This window comes from Alteromonas sp. KUL106 (genome assembly GCF_009811415.1).
Lineage (GTDB): Bacteria > Pseudomonadota > Gammaproteobacteria > Enterobacterales > Alteromonadaceae > Alteromonas.
This window is the reverse complement of record NZ_BLIG01000025.1, coordinates 22374-39994: the sequence shown is the minus strand read 5'-3', so window position 1 is coordinate 39994 and position 17621 is coordinate 22374. Positions and strand designations below refer to the sequence as shown.

Genomic DNA, 17621 nt, shown 5'->3' with positions numbered 1-17621 from the left:
TTGGAAAAATTTGTGACGCCCTCTGTTTAATTATATTTGTACAAAATTGCATCCTCATCGCATAAATACGCACATTCGTAGTGTGTCAATATCAATCATACTTGGTCACGGGTTAAAGTCGAAAGTCAGCTGTTAAGCAACTTAATTTGAGAGGAAAATTATGAGGTATTATCGTTTTGTGATTTCAGTGGTAATTGCGTTTTTAGTGATAAATCTGTCTATTGCTGAAGAGGAATATTCAGCGAACCCATTTACAGCTTCCCCCGAGATGGTTAGAGAAATTAAAGATGTTATATTTGATAAATATATTGGTGGCCAAATAGCTGGTCGTGCTGATGTGATCAAAGACGCTTTCAGTCCAGATGCTGTCATGCTCAGTCCAATTTTATCTGATGAGAGCGAAAACTCTCTCAATAGATGGCTAGATATGCATTCAGAGGCAGAAAAATGGGGAGCTGTTGCTAACAGTAATATTGATATCAATAAAGTGAAAATTCTTAAACTAGATATTATCGACGAACGACTAGCTACAGCACAAATAAATATGCTAGACCGAGTTTTTGAAGTCGTGACCTTGGTGAAAACCAAACATGGTTGGAAAATTGCCTCAAAGGTTTACGTCCCACAACATCAAAGGTTATAACGTAGAGTTTTTTTGCGGCTATTTCGTCCGGTGTGTGGCATTTCTCTTTTTTGTCAATGTCCTAATAACCTCAATTTACTTTTATACGGTAAATTGAGGTGTATAGGTATGTAAGGCATGCCACTGCGTCACAGAAATAAAAAACTGTTGTTTCTCCACTGCTATTGAGCGGTGATAAACCAAGTTCCCGATTCTACTGAGAAAATGAAATAATCGTCACTTTCTTCCAAGAATTCTATTCCTGCTACTTTATTGTTTTTATCGCCCCTATTCCATGCTTCACTTCCATTAAATGAAATGCTTGTCGTATTGGTTATTACTTTGGGAACACCGATTCTCGCTGTCGTGTTACCAGGTGATTTGAGCACTATACTCAACTTGTCATCTTCTAATTCTAATTTGAAGAGTATGTCACCTTTAATACTAGGTACCAATTGGCTAACCTTAGTTAAGTGTGCAAGGTTCGGCATGATTTCATAACGTTTCCAAGCGACTGACGTTGGCTTCACACCAGCGATATATTTACTCAATACAGTACTCGGTGCATTCCATGCGTGATTTTCTGTTCCTCGAGCAGGTAAATATTCAGCTAATGTTGATAGCTCTGGATTGTCGACTTGCGGACCATAGCGCTCTTTCATTCTAACGATAGCATCCTCATAACGCCCTGCTTTTGCCATTGCGTTATAAATCATCCATTCAAAATGAGGGCTTGCATAATGATTTGGCACTAACACGTTATCAACGATTTGCTGAAATTGCGCAGGCAATGCTAAATCGAAAAGGATGGCGACGGCATTTGCTCGATCATCTTTAAACACGTTGCTATCGCTACTGAAGAAACCGTCTTGCCAGAATTCTTTTTGAAAGGCTAAACGTATAGATTCGATACGGGTATTGTAAAATTCAAGGTTCTCACCCCTTCTGAGTTCGTTAGCCATTTTTTTTGCGGCCATAAGTGCGCTGTAGTACAACGCGGTTTGAATAACGTCATAATCAATAGTTTCCTGGGGGCCCCAATCAGTCCATTTCCAATCTCCAGTTCTGAATGTTGGAAGCCCGTTCTCTTTTATATCCCAGAGTAGCAAGTATTTATGTACAAAAGGGTATGCATATGACAATGTCTCTATGTCACCGGTATTGTAGTAATAGTGCCAAATGCCTTGCTCAATAAATTGAAGGCTCTGTGCGGGGAGTTCTCGGAATCTTCCAGGGCCCAAGCCTGCAAAAATGCCGGATTCAGTGTCGCTAAACGCCAGCGTAACTTTAATGGCTTTCTTCAAAAGGTCACGACCAGGTTGGTCCATAGAATAGAACAAATAGCTTGCTTGGTCGGCGACGTCACCAATCCATAGGCCTCGTTCCCTATCGGGGGTATCCATGAAATTGTCTCTGGCACAGATATAGAGTGTATTTTCAGCCATTTGCCAGATTCGATTTAACCAAGCATCATCCGAATCAAAATAGCCGGGAGTTTTACCTACGCCAGTCCAGCGATATTTAAGTGCGTGCACTTTTACACCTGTAGGGATACTGAATTCAATGGTTCGACCATTACTCCAAGAGTAGCCCTCGAATTGTTGACGCCCAGATTTAGTCGTATATATCGTTTCTATTGTATTCAAGCGCATATTCGACGCTACACGGATTGTTTTTCCTTCATCAGCTTCTATATCAAAGTAAGGCGTAAAATTTTTATTAAAGTCCAACTTACACTGAATGGGTGTTCCGTCCGAAATAAATGGAAATGATTCATCAGATAAATTAGTACAGTGCGATAGACCGAAATTTATAAGGGGAGGGATTTCGCTTGGGAATAAATCGAAAAAAGGTGGCCTAGGAGGCTGCTTGATAGGGTGAGCGTTGGACCAGCCCTCGTCATTAAAGTCCAAAGTATACCAAGCTTCTTTAGTCCAATCTTGCATGTCGTTTCTTGCGTCGTAGTTAATACTCCACGCGGCAATACGGTAGGGACTTTTTTTCTCTACTTTTTTATAAGCGTTATGCGTCTGAGCTTTCCAAGTTTCATCAGTTGCAATAAGCGTGTCGCCTACCTGAGACTCAAAAATAAATCCTCCTTTGTTAGAGGAAATGTGTGTGCCTTTTTGACCATTGTCTCCGTAATACCACGCAAGGGCGGCAATTGTATTCTTACCCTCCTTAAGATATGAACCTATATCGACTGTGTCATAATACTTGTTAGACGCAATAGGGTAGAAATCTACTCGAGGAGAGGGTTTAACCGGTGACGGCCCGCCGGTATAGCCTCCTTCAAAAATGACAAGCTCGCCATTTATCCAAAGCCAGTACTTTGTATCAGCGCTAATATAGGCAAGTGTTTGTGTTGGAATATTCTTCAGTTCGACTTCTTTGCGAAACGCTACCCATGAATTGGGCTCAGTAAAGCGCTCTTTTACCCAAATCCAATTCGCATTCCACGTCTTTGCCTGTACGGGGATGAAAAGAGAAAAGTTGATAGCCGCTATCAACATCAGCCAGTTAAATCGTTTCATATTTTTACCAAAAAATTACTAATACCAGTAATAAGGTAATGGCTTTGAGAATTGATACCCTGATGCCCCGTTTTTTTGACTTTTGCTAAGTTATTTTTGCTAAACAATGTATTTGTTCACGGCAACGGGTTTTTTTCATCGTTGAAAAGTTTGTTATTGTAAGGTGAGTGGTCGGGGAATATAGCTTTTATCTGAGTCGAGTCTAATCCTATGTGTTGTTTTATCGCGGTAGACACCCAAGAAAGCGTATTGCTTGTAGGAAATAGGTCACGTTTCTCGAAAAGGGCGGCGTCGGAAAGCCCAGGCCATGTTCCCAAAATTGCTCCTCCTAGGTGAGAACCTCCCGCAATAAATATGCAACCAGCGGTTCCATGATCTGTGCCCTGTGTGCCATTCTGACGAACAGTTCTACCAAACTCAGACGTGACTAAAACAAGCGTGTTTTTCCAGTCTTTACCCAGTCCATACTTCAGTTGCGCAATACCACTATCTAATTCTCTTAACTCTCTGGATAGCCTGACATTCTGCGCTTTGTGGGTATCCCAGCCACCTGACTCTAGCATTACAAACTGAATGTTTGGTTTTGATTTCATTATGTCAGCACATTCACCGCATAATTTAGAAAAAGACACTTGTGGATGCTTTTTTCCATCACTTATTAGGGTATTTTTTATTTCTATACCAGAGTTCAGCGTTTTTGTGAGCTTTTCGTCATACTGATAAAGAGCAGCGAGATCGTCGGTTAAGCCGTCGATCGAATTGTTAAAATTGGATGGATAAAAGTTACTTCCTCGTGGAGAGTTTCTAAATGCTAAGGGTTGTGTTTTTGATATTGCGATACCCTCAGAACCAAGTGTATCCATAGCGCGTCCGAGCCAGCCAGACTCAAGTCTAGCGTTCTCTAAACCACTTTCTAGATGGTCTTGGCCATCAAAGTGAGAGCGGCCTTTATATCCGGTGGATGTTGCCACCACACACGACAGTTCTTTGCGCATATATAGACCGTGTATATTGAAGAGAGATGGGTGAAGATTAAATTGACTATCTAACGGAAAGGCGTTTTCAAGCCCAGTCATTAAATCTGGACGAAGAGACGTAAGGTTTTTCTCAAAAGTCGGAATAATAGTGTGCAAACTGTCTACAGCACCCCGTTGCAGAATCCAAACCACTCGCTTTAATGATTTCTTGTTTACTACTTTATTACTGGCGAACAGTGTCGGAGAATGTAGCATGATTGCACCGCTCGCTAAGGCCTTTAATAATGAACGTCTCTGCATAGCTATCTCCTCATAAACTCTGGGCTCATAAATAATAGTGCAAAAGCACGTTCACGACTCTCGGCTCGAGACACTAACATCCGCGTGTGCTCCGATAGCGTTGAGCCTAATAACCTGTTTGCAAGTTCGGGGATTTCAAACTCTAGGTTTATGCGCAAAGAAGTGAGCCAATTTGCTCTCGCGATTAAACCGTAACCGCTGTTCCAGAAATCTTCTGAGTCTTCATAGCCAGCGGGGCTTCCTGCTTTAAAAGGCGCTTGTCCCATTTCTGTCAGGCTACGCATCGCAAACCCTTCTTTAATTGAGCTAAGTCCTATTCCTCTGTAAGTAGAGATTAGAAATTCTCTCGGAGTCTTGAATTTCTCAAGCGTATCAAACCAAGCATGCGGATGAGTAACGAGTGCATGGTAAACAGCTTTTAGATCTCCCTCTGTTTTCAACCAAGTCTGTTGAACCTGCTCTAGCAAGGCAGGTGGGGGGGTATCACTCACGAAATGTTTGACTAATTTCTCGCTAATAAATTTAGCAGTGGCAGGCTGAGCAGCGATATATCGGAGCATAGCTTCGCCTTGCTTTTCATCTTTTTGGCTAAATAAGTGGCCCAACAAAGTCTGTTCATTAGGTTCATGTCCTGCTTTCCTGAAGTAAAAAAGCTCAGGTTCTGCTATTTGAGGGACACGAATACTCCATCCCGATATACCGTTAGCTAACGCGAGGACATCGCTTTGAGTAAAGCCGCCCTTTACACCTAACGTATGCAACTCAAGTATTTCTCTCGCTAGGTTTTCGTTAAGTCCTTTTCCTTTTTTTCCCAATTGCGAATTTTTGCCATATGACTTTTCATTATTTAGATATATTAGCATCGCTGGGTGACGAGAAACGGAAAGTAGCATATCCGAAAACTTTCCCAGAAGATTTGGAGCTATGGCTTCGCGCTCTAATGTTGGAGATATCGCGGTGAGATATGCTCCCTGAGCAGTAACACTAAAATGGTTAGAAAAGAAGTCTAGTAGTCTCCACATAAAAGGTTGTTTACTGCTTATTGCGTTATTAAGCGTTGCTAGTGAGAGTTGTCTATACGTCGCTTGTCTGAATTTCCGTGCCTCATCCTTGGATGCTTCAGAGGTACCTTTACGAAAATGTTGCATCTTTAATGCGATTGATTGAGACGAATAAACTTTATCAAAGGATATAGGTTTCATCTGAGCTAAAACGTATTCGATTGGGCTTTCAGAAGCCTTTTCGATCTCTAATGGTGTCGCTCCTAAGCCAAATCGATTTGTTGCTATTGCGCCGTTCATTTTTTTCGTGATATCACAAATAGGAAGTCGTTTGATAGGACAATAATACTACTGAACAAAATAATCGCTCAAATAGGCTGGTCTTTACATAAATTTTACATGCGTGATATTTAAGTGATTGATAATGGCGTTTTTGTTTGATGTTCGTCATTCCCTTCCTAATTGCCGTTCTATCATCGTTCGAGATGTTAATGGGATCTTGTTCACGATAAATAGCTTTAAACAATGAAGTTTTTATTAAAGTGCAGTTGGAGTATTTGTCAGTCTCAATTTGAAGGCTTCTTCCATTTAAATTATTAATGCTCAAGATTAAAAAATCTGAGATCAATAATGACCGAAAGTGATTTGTTATGATTGTGTTGGGTGATAATATCTTTCACAATTCCTTAACATGCAATGTCGTTGAGGAAGTTGGGTTTCATAAAAACATATTTAACTTTGTTGTATTTTTAGAGATTGCGTTCATGCACACCAACAAATTTAGTAGTTCTCATATAATACTAAACAGTACGACGGCTTTTCTATTAGCTGTAAGCTCCCCAACTATTATTGCCCAAGAAGTTAACGCCGCAATTAACAACAACGTATCCGACGATACCGAAGTGATTGAAGTTACAGGCGTTAGAGCTTCGCTTGAAAACGCGTTAAACGTAAAACGTGATTCTTCCTCTATTGTCGACGCTATTTCAGCTACCGATATTGACGCTCTTCCAGCGCTTGATTTAGGTGAAGCGCTCCAAGCAATTCCTGGTATCCAACTAAACAGCGATGAGGAGGGGCGGCAAAGCACCATTAGCCTCAGAGGTTTAGGCAGTGGATTCGTCAATACTACCGCTTTTGGTCAAACATTCGCTACACCCTCTGGAGCCCGTGATTTGAATGCGGTAGGTTCACCAAATCCATTTGCGGCATTTGAAGCTGGTGTGTTTGATGGCGTTACCGTCATAAAAAGTCCGACTGCAGATCTTCAAGAAGGTGGAATTGCAGGTATTGTCGATATGCAGCTTCAGCAAGCTCTGTCTAAAAAGGATAATAATTGGAATGTGAGTGTTGGAGGGCGATACGAGCAACTAACTGGCGAAATTGATGAAGAATTCAAGCTCGCTGGTGTTAAACACATTATCGACGATAAATTAGCCGTGGCATTCAAATTTGCGGGGTCTGGGCAGACGTTTCGTCGCGACACGTTTGATATCATCGACTACATTACTGTAGATACAGAAGGTGACTTTGTTCGAGCAACGAACATCGATGAATATCGTGTGCGTTGGGGGCTACCAGAGGACGCGCAGTTAACAGCGCCTGCCAGAGCAAGGAATGTAAGCGAATTCAGTGAAGGCGATCGTGTCTCTTTTACAGGTAATATTGAATATCGTGTAACAGATGATTTGAAAATCGGCGCTCATATTTTGTTGTCGGAGCGTAATCTTGATGATGGCACGAAAGAGGCAACAACATTTAGTCCTGGGTTTAACACGACTCGTAGAGACAGAGACAATTTTGATGGAAGGATAACACTTGATTTAAATGCCGCCCCATTCATTTATGACAGGGTTTCAGATGACACAGACGCGCCTTTAGTTTACGCCGCTCCAGGGTATGAATTTGTAAATGGAAACTTACAAACTGAAAACCGGAAGACTACATTCAGGGAAAAATCAGAGGGTATTATCCTTTATGCAAATTATATCGCAGGCGATTGGAATTTCGATAGCAAAGTGACGCACTCCGAAGCCTCTAACCAATTTGCGAATGTAGGGATTAATTTTAATCACACCCAAGACTGGCGACGTGAATTTAATTTCACTGATTCAGAAGGTACGCGACGCAATCTCGTCACTGTGCCTACCGGCTTTAATGGCACCATCAATAGCGGTTACGGAAATTTAAACGATATCGTAGTGCAAGGCGGTTTTGCGGTCCCCTATGTATATAACGGTCTAGTTTGGCAAGAGCCTAACTTAAGTTCCTCAACAGTGAGCTCCATTTCAGACGCAAACCAAGGAAGACAGCTCATCTTTGGTATCAACGGGCGGGTACAAGACCTAGACAGAGACTATAGCAGTGTTGAGCTTAATAGCGAGCGCTTACTTGATTTAGGCTTAGGAGATGCCTTTAGGCTTGAGACAGTAAAATTTGGTGGTCGATTTTCACGAGAAAAACTCAATAGTTTAGATCAGCGTCAGGGCGCTCCTGGCATCGACACAACCAATATATCGGATGCGTTTTTAACCTCGGATGTTCTTTCAGCAGTTCAAAATGGATTCTTCAACGGTAATATTCCAGGTACTTTTGATAATACGTCAGGATGGATGACGATAGACAACGACCTTGCGATTGCCATTTTGCAGCAAAATATCGCGCTCAACGCATCTGATATTCCTACGGCTACGTCGTTTAGTTCACCTTCACCTCTCTTAGAGAGGAATAGGACAGGTTTTTGGGATACACAAGACAGAAACTCGGGTTTACCGACGAATATAGGCTTTAATTTTGGTGCACAACAGGATATTACAGCGCTGTATATGATGTCAGATTTTACCGGTGAAATTAGGTCAATACCGTTCACTGGGAATATTGGTGTACGTTATGTGGAGACCGACAATTCATTTGATGGTTTTGAAACGCGTGTAGATGAACAGGGCCGCAATGGCATAGCTATCCTTACTAAATTTGAAGATGACTATTCGCATACACTACCGATGGCAAATATCGCTTTTGAGCTGTCAGACGATATTATACTCAGAGCGGCGTATTACGAAGGAATAGTGCGCCCCAATCTGCTGTCGCAAAGGCCTACTGCCTCTCTATCCGGAGGCAATAACTTAGTAAATGTAGATCTCCCAACTGCAACAGTAAGACCTTACGACGCAACAAACTATGATGTGTCACTAGAGTGGTATAATCGCGAGGGAAGCGCTATTACATTAGGATTCTTTAAAAAAGATATCACCAATCTATTTGACGAAGAAGAGGGCTTCTGTCCGCCTACTGGCACGAATCCAATCGTTGACGGTTTGTTAGGTCCAATTGAACGCGTCCCCGGAACTGGTGGTCGTGAGTTTGGTTGTATTCAATTAACACCAATAATCGATGATGATGGTAACGAGAACCTACGTGAAGTGAATATTACTTCACCTGTCAATACGACAGATGAAATATCGGTAGAAGGTTTTGAGCTTGCTATTCAACAAAACTTAGATTTCCTACCTTTTCCATGGAGCGGGTTTGGAGGCGTGTTTAACTATACCAATCTAAGGCAGTCTGGTAGTGAGCTAGAGTTGACGCGCGTTTCTCCTGAATCATTCAACGTAATCGGATACTGGGAGCACAACGGTATTAGTTTGCGTTTGGCATACAACTGGAGAGACGATCAGACTCTACGTGGCGCGAACTCGTTCTTGGGCACCAACGCACGAACTCGCGAAGCTACAGAGCGACTCGATTTTGTGGGTTCGTATCAGCTTAATCAAAAAACTAAGCTTTTCCTTCGGGCGTTTAACCTAACAGATGATGTTGGCGTTGAGTATTTGGGTTCTGATGAACAAGCGTTAAGTCGATTGACATATACGGGGCGAATTTATCAATTCGCAGTCAATTATCGTTTTTAATTAATTGTGTTTAGTAGCCACTCACGAATGAGTGGCTATTGTATTGGCGTTTAATAAACGAAAAAAATAATCAAAAATAGTCAACACTGGTCATTATGGTTTATTGGTGTTAATTTAACGTAAAGAGGTCTTCCCCAACTGAGAAAATGCTAGTTCATGCTTGGATGCGGCAGGAGTCTAAGAGCCATAGGAAATGCAGTTACATAAACAACACACACCAGAGTTGACGAATACATCAGACCACTTTCTTTCGTTATTTCTACCCCAGAAGCAACGAATTTACGGCTACATATTCGCGCTTGTACAAAACCCAACCGTTGCAGACGATGTATTTCAAGATGTTTCAGGAATACTTTGGCAAGAGTTTAATTCATTTATTCCCGGAAGTAGTTTCGCAAAATGGTCGAACGCAATTGTGTACAACTGCGTTCGTACTTACAGGCATAAGAATAAACGTTATGTGGTCGGCTTAAACGAAGATACATTCGAACAACTCACCAAAACGATCGATGACCACGATCTAACAGATAGCAAATGGGCGGTTATTCAGTCTTGTCTTTCTAAATTAACCGCTTCCGCATATCGTGTCTATCATGGTTTTTACATTGAAAATTTAAGCGCGTACGACATTGCAAAACAGTCTGGTCGTTCAATATATGGCGTGCGTAAATCATTAATGTTAGTTAGGAAAGTACTATTCGAATGTGTAGAGGAAAAAAATGCTGAGGCTGACCGTTGAAAAGAACAGAGCGGTTTGCCGAATTAATAGAAATCGCTGAACGGGTTATCAATGGTGAAGCTCCTGATTCCGTATTAGAGCGTCTCAACGTTTTGTTACTTGACAATGTTGACGCACAGCGCTTCTATTTGGATTACATGCAACTGCATTCAGCGCTTAAATCTGACTTGGCTCCTAATGTTGAAATAGTAAGGAGACGCGCGACTGTCGATGAAATTATTGTAAGGCCGCTATACCCTGCGAGTAAACAGCATCTTTTCGAAAGCGAAAGCTCAACAAACAAGCATAATCGCCTGCAGGGCGACTCGCCTGAGAGGGGAAATTTTATTCACCGCCTATTAATAGGCGCACTTTTTATAATGTGTATCTCCAGCTCTATTTGGTTCTTTAATCACTCCCTAAAAAATGAATTGGTTATTGCTTCAGTTTTACAGGGCGACCTTACAACCGAAGAATATAAAAATGAAAACCTCACTCACTTAACGCCAGGTACATATAAAAGCCTTTCCCCGGTAAAGATAGAGCTAGGCTCGGGAGTAGTTTTGTCTTTTGATGCTGGATCAAGCTTTAAGCTTTTTAATGCTCGAGAATTAAAGCTGACTCAAGGTTCTATTGAGGTGTATCCCAGTTCAAAAGGTAATTTACAGTTACTTTCAAATGCATTTGAAGTGAATACCTTCGGTGGAAGTTTTGCCCTAGAAATCCTAGATAATAAAGCATTCATTAAAGCAAGCAGGGAAGTAAAGCTCTCACCATCTATTTGGAAACCTCGTCATCTTTGGACGTTTAATGAGAGAGGAGTTAAGGCATTCGACAGCGCTGGATCTGCTACGGGTACGTTAGGGAAAGGTGTAACGCGAGTCGATGGAATAGTAGGGAAGGGGGCTCTACACTTTGACAATAGCTCTGATGCGAGAGTAGACGTAGGGAGTGGTGGGGGAATAGCGCCAGCTACGGGTACATTTTCGGTAACTGAAGGGCTTACAATTGAGGCGCTGATCATTCCCAGTTATACAGGGGGAGCTCCAAAATTAGGCCGATTGGGTGAAATTGATGAGATTTTTCGCAAAGACCAAAGCGATAAAGAGCATAGACTTTTGCTGAGCTTCCAAAATGATAAAGGTAAGTCAATACTTCGTCCAACAGGAGAGTACCGAGAGTCTTTGAGTTTTGGTCTCTATATTGTTGGACAAGGCTATCACGAGCTAAAACTCCCCCTTGATGGGAAGTCTGGCAGGCCAACACTGCCACAGCTCAAAGATGGAAAGTTTCATCACATAGCTGCGACATACAATGTGCAAACGGGCCTTAAAGCAATCTTCGTAGACGGAGAAATGCTAGCTAGCTTTCAATATCCTGCGGGTTCAAAAGTGTTAAGTGGTGGTACTGGCGGAGCCAACATAGGTAACTCTCCAAACACATTAAACAGTGATTCAGAAGCCTATTCAGGAGTGATTGACGAAGTGGCATTCTACGATTTCGCGCTTACATCTTATACAATAAGAGATCATTATAAAAACACACAGGACGGCCTTACATATTATGGAACCCGTCCTTTTGTGAAAGAACTGCCTTCTTCTTTTTATCTCCAATTACCTCATTCGCAATGGATAGAAATTGACATGGAAACTGGCCAGCCGATCTCTGAATTAAGATCTCAATGATACGTTTCAGCAGTTAATGTTTCATCTTACTCAGTCCTATATTAAACATTCTCTTTGCTACGCCTCTCAAGCTTTCAAATTAACCGTGTGCCTTAATTGAAGAATGAATGGAGGTTGGTTATAGATAAGAGTTAGCCGGTCGTTACTTTTCTGCTTTGCAGATAAGTAAACCATGGGTTTGATATCGTCATCCAGTGAATGAATAGATTGGTGGTCATTGCACAAAGATAGTTGGAGCAATGACCGGTTCAGTCGAGTGTGAATGGGGTGGGAATACAGTCAGCATCATAAATTAGCTCTGCCTTACTACATTTCAAATTAAAGCAAATCCTGGTAATAACATCTGCCATCGCAATATTACAGACCACCTTCAAAAGCGTATTCCAAAGAGTAGTGTCCCTCATCCACCACCGAGGTGCCCCTCCTGCTCAACTCGCGCGCGCCTTCGGCTGGTTTGGTAGGGCGGGGGCATGGTTGATGCCAGGTTTGGGCTGTCGCGGGTGGGTATTATTGGTCTTTTTATATGAAGGTGGTCTGTAAATATAATACAATAGGGTAATAGGTTTGATTGATAAGAGGATGTGGTGATGGTAAATGACTTTGCGCGTTTTAATGGTTTGCTTACCACTTTGGATGAGTTGTATGAGTCGTTGTACAGCGAAATGCGGTTAGCGCCCACCGCGTATTTTGCCAATATTGATGACGTCACCAAAGAGGACTTTAAAGCGTTCTCTACCGGTGAGCTTATGCTTGGTCACCGCGATATGTTCAACGTCCAAGCGCAGATGCGTTGCCTTAACGCCTTAAAGTGCTTCCATCGTCCTTCTCATGATATTTCAGGCCGGGTGGCGGGCAAATACCCTGGCATCCTTTTACTTGAAAACCATGACGACGTCATTGATACCATTATCGCGATTAACAGTACGAAGACGGCTATCAAACACTGCGTGCAAGATAGAAAGCCCGATGGCTCGCACGGGCGCAATCATTTACAGAAACACGAGTTCTTGCACCAACACCGTGGCGCCGAAATAATCTCTTATCAGCTGTATCGGCATATCGATGTTGTCAATTGTCGCCCTGATACAGATACCGAGCTTAAAAGCGTGAATTTTTATTGGGCCTACAAGAACGCAGACCAACGTTTACTGCCAGATAGGGCGAAGCATTACCTTTACAACTGTAACTCTGGCCTTAATGATGAGCAGCTTAAAGCGATCTCAACGCGCATCGATGAGACGCAATATAGTCATCGGTTTTATGTGCGTAAAACTCGCAATGCGTCGGTGAATTTGTCGCTGTATTACGGGGCAGTACAAGGTAAGCCGCTGGTAAATACCATCAACGCCGCACAACCCGTTATTCTGTATAATTACGTGGATGTGCCCACTATTCGACCGTTAAGTGCCCATGTGCCGCAAAAGCGTAAAGCAAATAGACAAGGTCACGCGTGGGAATGCTTGAATGAAGCTCTGAGACTCTACACGCGCCCGATCACTGAAGCGGACAAAAAGAGGGAGCTTGAACACTCAACTCTAGAGAATCTAGGTAGTAACGAGAGAGTTGAAAGTGTTGAGACACATGCACAATGAGACTGGCTGAGTGCAGAGAATTACGAAATTTCCTAAGCTTTTTTGCTCTTTCCACAATCTCCAAAATTCACGTTTTTTTATCCCCCCCTTTGAATACGCGGGCTCAGCTAGTTACCACAAATATTAAATCTAACTTTATAGAGCGCCAACCGGTCAAGATAATTGATGTTCAGCATGCCCTTGTGGATTACATGACGCTGACGGACACGAAATCATCACTCGCTTCAGTTCTTTCTATATTATCTTTGCGATCCGATTTAACAATCTGAGTGTCTAAAATTTTTCCGCAAAAAACGAATAGTACCTTTGCGTGGGTAAGCGGTTTACCAATCTGGGAAACATCATTTTACAAAGGGCATGAACTAGGATTAAAAATGAGACTACTGCATACTAAAACGAGCAATTTACCCATCATTTTTTAGTAGAAGCTTTAAAAATATGTTCAAACGTTTTCGAGGACGGGAGCCGCCTCTTAGAGAGAAATTATTACTTTTACGTTATTTAAAAGCTGCTTCGAAGTTTTCGAACCCGCATACTGTGTTTCTACCACTCTGTTTCGCCTCAAACAATGCTAAATCTGCCAGATTAATAATACTCTCAAGGCTAGCCGAAGCGGTGGCTTTCGTTACGGAATAGCCAGCACTAACAGTTACTCTTCGGTTTGGGCTGCCAACATGTTCGATTTTAAGCGCCTCTACGTTCTTCAAAATACGATTAGCAACTAACAATACTCCTTTTTTATCCGTTTCAGGCAACGCAACAATAAATTCTTCCCCGCCAAAACGTATCACCATATCGCTCGGACGATGTAATGACTTTTTTATCACCTGTGCTACATTTAATAAACAAGAATCACCAGCTAAATGTCCATAGCTATCATTAAAACCTTTGAAGAAATCGATATCGAGCACGATAACCCCGAAAGAATGCATATTTCGCGAGGCACTTTTAAAGGCTGCGCTCACTTCTGTATTAAGGAAATGGCGGTTATATAAACCTGTCAGTGGATCCCTAAATGAAATTTTACTTAGAAACTTTATTCTCATTCCATTCAAAAGAATGTTTTTCACGCGATGCTTAAGTGTCATCGCGAGTATAGGTTTCACGGTAAAATCTATTGCGCCAGCTTCCCAGCATGCTTTTTGAACATCATGCTCAAGACTACTCGTTAGGAACATAATTGGAATATCTTCCGTCTCACGTGCAGATTTGATTTCTTTACAGACCTCCAGCCCATTCTTCGTTGGCATATTAACGTCTAGTAAAACTAAGTCTGGTTTCATAGCTATACACTTTTTCAGCACTAGAGTGCTGTCACATAAAAATTCTGTATTTGCTATTTCTGCTAGCATGTCTGACACCGCTAAAGCGCTAATTTCATCATCATCAACGATTAGAACGGAGCACAGCTCTATATCACTTTCGTTAATTTCAGCTTGCTGTGAAACAAGAGACTCGATCACCTAGCTATCCACCTGTGAGTAATTTATTTTAGTAAGCATAAATTTTGCCCCTTCTGCTGCTTATGTTGAACATCAGAAGGGATGTCGTTTTATACGTAAACTCTGATTCTCAACTCATCTTCTACAAGAAGTCTTCTCGCATTGGGCTGAACATGTCAATCAGGATACCACCCGTTTCTGTTGTCGTGCCGTGCTCAACATGTGGATTGATTACGCAACTATCTCCTGCCTTCAAAACCTTCAGTTTTCCGTCTATAACGAAGTTGAACTCACCCTCTTCACAATAAACAATCTGGGTGTGACGATGACTGTGAGCGTAACCTTCCGCGCCCTTTTCAAACCAGACTTTAACGGCCATGGCATCGTCATTATATGCAAGTATTTGACGTTTGATACCGCCGCCCATATCTTCAACCACACCTAATTTTTCAGACATATCAACTTCTCCTTCTAACAGTGTTTTAACTATCAATCTGGTAACTTGCGCACATCTTATTGGCGCTGAATTTTCTCTAGTTCTTCCCTGAAGTAAGCGTATTCCGCACGCAGCCCTAGCTTTTGTGAAAAATTCAAACCGAGTTGAAGCAACTCAAATGTGCTTACAACAGCAGAGGTCTGGCTCTTTAGTAACGCTACAGCCCGTGCTGTCTTTCCAGCTTTGTCTAGCGCTAATGACAAAATATATAAATAATTGCTGTTATTTGGGTCAATGTTATTAGCAGCAGTAAAGTGCATTATCGCAGTCTGCAAATCTTGGCTTCGTATTAAACGCTTACCTTCGGCATAGTGCATGAGAGATGAGTTTTGATTGGTATCGAGACCTTTTGCCAGTAGTAATGCTTCTGACGTACTATCACCCAAAGATCGGTACAAATTTGCTAGATTTATGTAGTTTGGTACAAAGAATGGGTCTCGAGATATTCCAGCTTCTAGAAAAGCTCTAGCTTTTTCTAAATTACCTTGATTAGCTTGAATAAGACTGGCGTTCAAATTTCCTTCACCTCGCCAGAGAGACTGCTGGGTTGCTTCATATAATTCGTTCAATACCTTTGTGGAAATAAGCGCTACTTCCCCCGAAGCTATTAGCTGTTCAGCAGCCGAAACTCTAACCGCTTTATATTCATCCGCTATAAGCGCTTTTAGAAGCTCGATGCGTCTGTGTTTATCGACAAGAAACGAGATGTCTGCAAATGCTAATCGAACCAGTGCACTCTCGTCATTCGCTAGCATTTTGGCATACTTATATGCGAGATTTTGAATTGAAGCAGGAAACAGTGAAACGACGGTCGCTCTTTTAATGTCAGGCAATGCTGTGTTTTTCGCTAAGGAAAAGAGACTATTAGGTGTTAAGTTTTCGCCACTAAGCAAAGATATATACTGCATTTCAGCAGGGTAAAATTGTGGCGACCCATGCCATTCTTTAACACTGTCCAGTGTCCATTGTGTGCTCTTATCGTTGTGACAGCTATTGCAGGCGTTAGGCGTGCCAAACGTATCCGTTAGATGTGGTGCCGGAATGCGAAAACTGTGATCTCTTCGCTTATCTACTCCCATGTAAGTATTTGCAGGCATATGACAATTAACACATTGTGAACCTTGGGTATTAGGTTCGTGATGATGATGTTTAATGTCATCGTATTCCGACGCTTTGTGGCACTGTAAGCATAGGCCATTTCCCTCGACCTTCACTTTCGCTGTATGAGGATTGTGGCAGTCGTTACAGTTCACTCCAGCCTCAAACATTTTACTCTGCAAAAATGAGCCATAAACATAGACCTCATCCTGTATTTGGCCATCAACATGATATTGGGGCGTAGCTAGCAACGCGGGTTTAAACTGTGATAAGAAAGGCTCAGATGGTGAAATGCCGTTAGTGAGTGGTGTACGCAGTGAATGGCATGCAAAGCAACGCTCCATGAAACTATTATCGCGCTCGGGGCCGTTCCATGAAGCTATTTTATCGTCTTTGCCTAATAGCCAGTTACCAATACCTTTCTGTTCACTTTTTGAGAGAGCTGTAAGCGTAGGAACATTATCAGTGTAGTGACTATCATCAATGTGATCATGGCAAGATTGACAAGAAACGTTTATCTCGTTCCACTCCGTACTGAATGAGTCTTTCTCACTGTCGTAGTTTCTTCTTAATCCAGACGAGTGGCAGTCTGCACACATTCCGTTCCAATTCTGTAAAGGTTGAAGCCAATGCAATCTGTCTTGGCTGCTTATTTCCTCGTCGGGATATATCGGATACCACCTATGCCCGCCGCTCAACTTATCTCGTGAGTCCCACGCAAAAGGAAACACTTGCATTTTTCCTCGCTCAGTTTTGATGAGATATTCCTGAAGAGGAAAATGGCCAAACACATAGGCTACTTCGTAAACTATTGGTTTCTTATTTTCTTGAAATTTAATAAAAAACTTATTGTCTTGCTTGTAAAACGTAGCCTTTTGATTGAAGTGTTCGAAAGTGGTGTTGTTGAAGTCTCCTAATACCGTTTTATCTGTCGCGACATTCATTGCTTTACTGTGATCTGAATCGAGCCAATCAGTTAACTCTTTTTGATGACAGGCACCACACTGTTGAGCCTCGCTTGCAAAAGAATTGAGAGAAATTCCAATAAGAATAAGTAGAAAAAACAGTCGAAACATTAAACAAGAAAGCCAAAAACGATAAAAAACAATCATAAAATATCACGATAGGCGCTGGATCGCTAACATTTGATTAACCTACCCTCTCAAATTATGTATATAGCATGCAATTCTTCGTAGATGTAAAAACAAATCAGACGATGATTTAACTTAATGTGCTTATTAATGA

General features: G+C 41.9%; 11 protein-coding genes. 5 read left to right on the top strand and 6 right to left on the bottom strand.

The window, feature by feature from the left end; translation table 11 throughout:
• Window positions 1-160 precede the first annotated feature (160 nt).
• Window positions 161-643 carry a nuclear transport factor 2 family protein gene (locus GVO63_RS09300; RefSeq protein ID WP_159579337.1) on the top strand — a complete coding sequence of 161 codons (483 nt, stop codon included), beginning with the start codon at window positions 161-163 and terminating at the stop codon, window positions 641-643.
• Between the two features lie 161 nt (window positions 644-804).
• Here the strand turns inward: GVO63_RS09300 and GVO63_RS09295 are convergent, their stop codons facing one another.
• From GVO63_RS09295 to GVO63_RS09285, 3 genes are all read right to left on the bottom strand, one after another.
• Window positions 805-3156 (bottom strand): alpha-L-rhamnosidase C-terminal domain-containing protein, encoded by a 2352-nt coding sequence (locus GVO63_RS09295; RefSeq protein ID WP_159579335.1) that lies wholly within the window; start codon window positions 3154-3156, stop codon window positions 805-807.
• A gap of 116 nt (window positions 3157-3272) precedes the next feature.
• A complete protein-coding gene (locus GVO63_RS09290; protein WP_159579333.1) occupies window positions 3273-4433 on the bottom strand; it encodes a DUF1501 domain-containing protein in 1161 nt (386 codons plus the stop codon).
• Window positions 4434-4435: 2 nt separating this feature from the next.
• On the bottom strand, window positions 4436-5734 hold the full coding sequence (locus tag GVO63_RS09285; protein ID WP_159579331.1) for a DUF1800 family protein: 1299 nt from the start codon (window positions 5732-5734) through the stop codon (window positions 4436-4438).
• Window positions 5735-6198: 464 nt separating this feature from the next.
• Between GVO63_RS09285 and GVO63_RS09280 the strand changes: the two genes are divergently transcribed.
• The 4 genes from GVO63_RS09280 to GVO63_RS09265 all read left to right on the top strand — a co-directional run bounded on the left by GVO63_RS09280 (window position 6199) and on the right by GVO63_RS09265 (window position 13340).
• Window positions 6199-9345 (top strand): TonB-dependent receptor, encoded by a 3147-nt coding sequence (locus GVO63_RS09280; protein ID WP_159493079.1) that lies wholly within the window; start codon window positions 6199-6201, stop codon window positions 9343-9345.
• Window positions 9346-9538: 193 nt separating this feature from the next.
• Entirely contained in the window at window positions 9539-10084 is a 546-nt protein-coding gene (locus GVO63_RS09275; protein ID WP_159493080.1) for an RNA polymerase sigma factor, read from the top strand.
• The gene (locus GVO63_RS09270) at window positions 10081-11748 is read left to right on the top strand and encodes a LamG-like jellyroll fold domain-containing protein (protein ID WP_159579329.1); all 1668 of its coding nucleotides are present in this window, start codon (window positions 10081-10083) and stop codon (window positions 11746-11748) included. The genes GVO63_RS09275 and GVO63_RS09270 overlap by 4 nt, the downstream gene beginning before the upstream one ends.
• Window positions 11749-12335: 587 nt before the next feature.
• Entirely contained in the window at window positions 12336-13340 is a 1005-nt protein-coding gene (locus GVO63_RS09265; protein WP_159579327.1) for a DNA replication terminus site-binding protein, read from the top strand.
• 497 nt (window positions 13341-13837) lie between these two features.
• Here GVO63_RS09265 and GVO63_RS09260 read toward each other — a convergent pair whose 3' ends face one another.
• The 3 genes from GVO63_RS09260 to GVO63_RS09250 form a co-directional block, all read right to left on the bottom strand.
• Window positions 13838-14803 carry a diguanylate cyclase gene (locus GVO63_RS09260; protein ID WP_159579325.1) on the bottom strand — a complete coding sequence of 322 codons (966 nt, stop codon included), beginning with the start codon at window positions 14801-14803 and terminating at the stop codon, window positions 13838-13840.
• A 121-nt stretch (window positions 14804-14924) separates the two neighbouring features.
• Window positions 14925-15239 (bottom strand): cupin domain-containing protein, encoded by a 315-nt coding sequence (locus GVO63_RS09255; protein ID WP_129740752.1) that lies wholly within the window; start codon window positions 15237-15239, stop codon window positions 14925-14927.
• Between the two features lie 56 nt (window positions 15240-15295).
• Window positions 15296-17452, bottom strand: coding sequence for a cytochrome c3 family protein (locus GVO63_RS09250; RefSeq protein ID WP_159579323.1), 2157 nt, complete (start codon window positions 17450-17452; stop codon window positions 15296-15298).
• Between the last annotated feature and the right edge of the window lie 169 nt (window positions 17453-17621).

What these genes read in the sequence shown, in the direction of transcription:
- GVO63_RS09265 (WP_159579327.1), top strand. Translation starts at nt 12,336, where the DNA reads ATGGTAAATGACTTTGCGCGTTTTAATGGTTTGCTTACCACTTTGGAT.
- GVO63_RS09280 (WP_159493079.1), top strand. Translation starts at nt 6,199, where the DNA reads ATGCACACCAACAAATTTAGTAGTTCTCATATAATACTAAACAGTACG.
- GVO63_RS09300 (WP_159579337.1), top strand. Translation starts at nt 161, where the DNA reads ATGAGGTATTATCGTTTTGTGATTTCAGTGGTAATTGCGTTTTTAGTG.
- GVO63_RS09290 (WP_159579333.1), bottom strand. Translation starts at nt 4,433, where the DNA reads ATGCAGAGACGTTCATTATTAAAGGCCTTAGCGAGCGGTGCAATCATG.
- GVO63_RS09295 (WP_159579335.1), bottom strand. Translation starts at nt 3,156, where the DNA reads ATGAAACGATTTAACTGGCTGATGTTGATAGCGGCTATCAACTTTTCT.
- GVO63_RS09285 (WP_159579331.1), bottom strand. Translation starts at nt 5,734, where the DNA reads ATGAACGGCGCAATAGCAACAAATCGATTTGGCTTAGGAGCGACACCA.
- GVO63_RS09250 (WP_159579323.1), bottom strand. Translation starts at nt 17,452, where the DNA reads ATGTTTCGACTGTTTTTTCTACTTATTCTTATTGGAATTTCTCTCAAT.
- GVO63_RS09275 (WP_159493080.1), top strand. Translation starts at nt 9,539, where the DNA reads ATGCAGTTACATAAACAACACACACCAGAGTTGACGAATACATCAGAC.
- GVO63_RS09255 (WP_129740752.1), bottom strand. Translation starts at nt 15,239, where the DNA reads ATGTCTGAAAAATTAGGTGTGGTTGAAGATATGGGCGGCGGTATCAAA.